The 4917-nt window shown below is 33.5% G+C and carries 4 protein-coding genes; all 4 read left to right on the top strand.

Going from position 1 to position 4917, the window contains the following annotated elements:
* Nucleotides 1-443: 443 nt before the first annotated feature.
* Entirely contained in the window at nt 444-773 is a 330-nt protein-coding gene (locus F6K13_RS18195; protein ID WP_287244375.1) for an endonuclease/exonuclease/phosphatase family protein, read from the top strand.
* An 84-nt stretch (nt 774-857) separates the two neighbouring features.
* On the top strand, nt 858-1232 hold the full coding sequence (locus tag F6K13_RS18190; protein WP_240038781.1) for a hypothetical protein: 375 nt from the start codon (nt 858-860) through the stop codon (nt 1230-1232).
* A gap of 1015 nt (nt 1233-2247) precedes the next feature.
* Entirely contained in the window at nt 2248-2778 is a 531-nt protein-coding gene (locus F6K13_RS18185) for a hypothetical protein (RefSeq protein WP_287287946.1), read from the top strand.
* Between the two features lie 1114 nt (nt 2779-3892).
* A partial coding sequence (locus F6K13_RS18180) for a calcium-binding protein (RefSeq protein WP_287287945.1) occupies nt 3893-4917 on the top strand: 1025 nt, incomplete at its 3' end.

Below are 4917 nucleotides of genomic sequence, written 5' to 3'. Positions count from 1 at the left end.
AATTAATAATTACCTCTCTTTAAAACCTATCACTTACCCATAAGTCTTGAAACCCTTGTGGGGAATAGAGGAGAAAGGAGAAAAAATTATAGTAGCTAAGTAAAACTACTGAAGTTGTCAAAAAAAAGTCAAGACTTACCCATAACTCGTCTCTAAAGTCAAGCTTTATGTTAAGAAAGATGTGGGTAATGGATAGCTTTAAAACGGATAGAATACGAATAAGATTTGGTGGTGGTACATAGTAATGGTAGAGAGAGTGTGGGGAGTCTGGGAAGAAATTAAAAAATATATATCTTCACTATTACTATGCAGGACAACCTAAGATTTTTTCTTTATGTCTGCTTCAAAGTCTTTATTTCTTCAAAGAAGAGGCTTTCAAGTTTAATTATTCCCTAAGCTTTTTTTATCTACCACCTACCACCTATCAACTACTACCTAAAATCATGGTAATCAAAATTATTACTTTTAATATTCGATATGATAAACCAGACCCTGGAAATCATCGATGGGAAGTCAGAAAAAATGCTGTAGCTAGCCTAATTTATGAATATGCTCCAGATATAATTGGCACTCAAGAACTTAAAGTAAATCAGTTATTAGATTTACAGCAATTATTGCCTAATTATTGCAGTCTTGGAGCTGATAGAAGAGGTACAGGTAATGATGAACACTGTGCAATATTTTATCAGAAAGATAGATTAAATTGTCTCGACCATGGAGATTTTTGGCTGAGTGAAACACCAGATGTACCAGGTAGTATTACTTCTAGTTAGGGAAATCATTTACCCAGAATGGCTAGTTAGGCAAGATTTAATATTGTTGAAAATTATCGGCAAATAATTATTATTAATACGCACTTGGATTATAACAGTAAAAAAGCTAGAGAATTAGGTGCTAAATTAATCTTTAATTCCCTACAAACAGAAAAATTAAATCCTGACAAAGAATCATTAATTTTTGTCACAGCAGATTTTAACGACCAACCAGGTTCTATTGTACGAAATACTTTTTTAAATCCTTTGAAAAATGGATTGTGTTTATTAGATGTTTTATCTGGTTTAAAATTAAGTAATCAGATGACTTATAATGATTTTACAGACAAAGCTTTTCTGCCTATTGATACTATTTATTATGACAGTAGATTAAATTTGCACAGTGTAAAAGTAGAGAATAAAAAATATGATGGAATACTTCCTTCAGACCATTTTCCAGTAGTAGCAGAATTTAATTAATCTAGATATCAATATAAATATTAACTTGTTTTCTTAAAACTTACATAGTGGTTTTACCAAAGATAAAACATATAGTCATAATTACAAAGATTATTTTTTGATTATGTGTTTTATTTGAATAGATTAAACCAATTTGACAAATGTTTACTACAAATAGTTAAGTGACTGCTTAGGAATCAGAACTCACATAGGGGAACCGTCGGTAGGGCGATGTACAGAATAAATATTAAGTATCATTTTTGAGCTAGAATACCTCTTCTTAGTCCTTCGTAGTATCTGATATCAAGTATTTTAACTCTCCTAATTATTGGTAACATTATTTTTTTAAATTGGTATGAGATAAAATTTCATTAATTTAGACGTAATAAAAAAGCTCTTCTCCATTCTCTCAATCATCTTCTTCTCCTACTCCCTGCTCTAGTTAATCTCACAACCTTTTTGATTTGTGAGTATTTTAAAGATACATAATATTACCAATTAATAATTGATAATTAATCAAGATTTAAAACCTGTTATTTTCAGAAGAAAAAGTCAACAATTTAGGCAAAAGTAACTATTAATTATTCATACTTCAATTATCAATTATTGAACATCTCCTTCTTATTAGATGCTAAAATGCTAGTCAACAAGTTTTATCCAACCACGGCGGACGTTATAAAATAATCTATTAATAATAGCATACTCATCATCATTCAGATAACCATCTCATAAGATTTTCTGAATCTGCATCCGTTCCTTGGGAGTAAGAACACTAGAACATATTACTTGAGTAAATAATTCTTCAAGTGCTTTTTTTGTTGATGATATCTTGAGTAATTTCATACAAATTAATAAACTAATTACTAACCAAAACTGCCATTTTTATTATTAGGTATTTTGCAATTAAATAAAGTGATTCAAGTAATGTTTATTTCATCATTGTTGTCAACTCAATTTGTAATTAATATCATCTCAAAATATGAGTATCTTTTTGTTTTTTTGTGATTTGTGTCACTTATACCAAATCAATAAATATTTGCTACAAATAGCTAGGATATTTCTGAGGAGTCAACCCACCCCTCGCCCCTCCCCCTCCCAGGAGGGTAACTCAGTCGGACCGAGTCACACGGGAATAGCTTCAATACCATTTTTCAGGTCGGAAATCATTCTTTTCTCTTGGTGCGCTACCAGGTGCGACTGGCGTCGTCGCGGGGTCGCACCGCTCTCTTGGTCGATTGGATATGGCGAGGAGACCCGTTCTTACAGACCCGCTCCGAAGATCGCCATCCCACCCTACGGGAAGCTCCGAAGATCGACCGCTTTGTCAAAGGACATATCCTGCATTTGTCTTTTTATTCCTCTTACTATTCGTAACATTCTTTTTTCACGCTTGGTATTATATAGTATCCAGATAATTAGTTATCGTATGATGAGCGGAAGACCGAGTCAGAAAGAGGAGCTGTTGGATTGGCGACGTACAGGAGAAAGGAAAGATGATAGTGAGAATTATCTGGAGATATTCCGGAATTTTATGTCTGCATTGGATGGAAACTGCTGCAAAGTCTAAGAAATCTAAATAATGACTTTTTTTTGTATAACTTAAATAAATTAACCGGAAATTACGAAAAATATTAGAATAATGATCAGAGGATATTTTTTAAGTATCTAGAAAATCTACTGAAAAAATCTTTACCCCCATTTTAAAGTGAGGTGAGGAGAGAACAATTAAAGAATAGGAATGTATCTACAAGTTTTATACACCACTTTCAAAAATATGATCTAAATATTCACTAAATAAACTTAAAACTCTAAGTATATTTAGGGCAGTTTATCAATTTCCTAAATACCTAATATATAAGTCTTGTTGTAATTACAAAAGCATAGGTACAAGAAATATAGATATAACTAATCGCTTCTACCAAAAAGGTTCATCTTGCAACTTATAAATACTGAAGTTAAATGTTAATTGTATTTGACATTCTGCACTTCAAGGGTACTGCAAGAGATTTTCAACGAATATAGCGCTGTGCGCAGGCAACAGGCAACAGGCAACAGGGGGAATAAAAGACCGATAATACAAGGCTTTTAGCTATTGGACAGTTTTTGTAATTTGTAAATATGCCAGCGCACATTGCTATAAAGTTGATTTTATTCTTCATTCTTAAGAATAGAGTCAATAAGCTTGTGTAGTATTATAATTAATTCTGACAGTTTTAGTTTTTGTTATATAAAACTCTTAGCCAGAAATAATTTGTACTACAAAATTAAGTGCGGAATGTTACCTGTATAAGTACTGAAACAAAATAAGATGATTAAACGTCTACTTGACTAACTTAATATGTAAATAAAATAGGTCAGGTCAGGTCAGCTTAAGCAACAGAAGCAAATAAAATTTTTTGAAATTAATTTTAAACTTGTAGATACTGAAGCAAAACTAGGGCATCAAACATCTACTCTACAAACATCATAGATTAGGCTTAATCAATAACTAATGAAGATATATAAATATATTTGTGTTATTTTATTTTAAGGCACAGAATTTTGATGTCTAAATTATTGCACGAATATACTGTTATGAATTTTATGATTCGATATTTTTTGCCTAATTTATAGTTGAATCAATTTTACTGTTTGAATCCAAAAAGTCAATATTAGTTAATGAAAATCAGTAAAAAATTACTATGTCAGAAATTACTCCTAATCCAATTATTCCAGATTTCGGCGACGAGGAACCTATTATTAATCAACCACCAAGCGATCCTGCTGAAATTGGTGATGCTGTAACAGTGATAATTGATTCTCCTAACAATAGCAACAAATCGTTGTTTGGTACAAATGGCAGGGATTCGATTTTAGGTCTTGATAGAGATGATTTGATAGAAGGTAGAGGTGCCCAAGACACTATATTTGCTGGAAAAGATAATGATACTGTCTATGCAGGAAGAGATGATGATTGGGTTAGTGGAAATAGAGGAGATGATGAACTTCACGGTAACCGGGGGTCTGATACTATATTTGGCGGAAAAGATAGTGATACCGCCTATGGAGGAAAAGATGATGATTGGGTTAGTGGAGATAAAGGAGATGATTGGGTTAGTGGTAACCGAGGGTCTGATACGGTTAGAGGTGGTGATGGAAATGATACTGTATTTGGAGGTAGAGATAATGACCTAGTCAGAGGTGAGGAAGGAGACGATCTAGTTTTTGGCGATCGGGGGTTTGATAATGTCAGAGGCGGTACTGGAAATGATAGCGTCTATGGTGGTAAAGATGATGACTTAGTTGCTGGAGAAGAAGGAAACGATCTAGTTTCGGGAAACCGTGGTAATGATACGGTTAGAGGTGGAGGAGGCGATGATATGGTTTTCGGAGGTAAAGGGGACGATCTAATTGAGGGTGGTGGAGGTAATGACTTGCTAGAAGGGGGTCAAGGATCCGATATTTTCCGTTTTGAGTTTTTCGAGTCAGAGACATTTATTTCAGATGGCACTCAGGTATTTGGTTTCGATACTCTCAATAATTTTGTTCCAGGAGATTCTGGAGTAGACAGTCTCACTGACTTTACTTCAGGACAAGACAAAATACAGCTTGATGCTAATAGCTTCGACGAGTTAATTGGGCCTGGTGATACTTTCAACCCTGACGAATTTACTACTCTTGATGAATTTGCTCAAAATCAAGATGCCAACCTAGTCTACGACTCAGA

It is taken from the genome of Okeania sp. SIO2B9, from assembly GCF_010672505.1.
In the GTDB taxonomy this organism is placed as follows: domain Bacteria; phylum Cyanobacteriota; class Cyanobacteriia; order Cyanobacteriales; family Microcoleaceae; genus Okeania; species Okeania hirsuta.
Note: the sequence above shows the minus strand (reverse complement) of the source record. Positions and strands in the feature narration are given on the sequence as shown.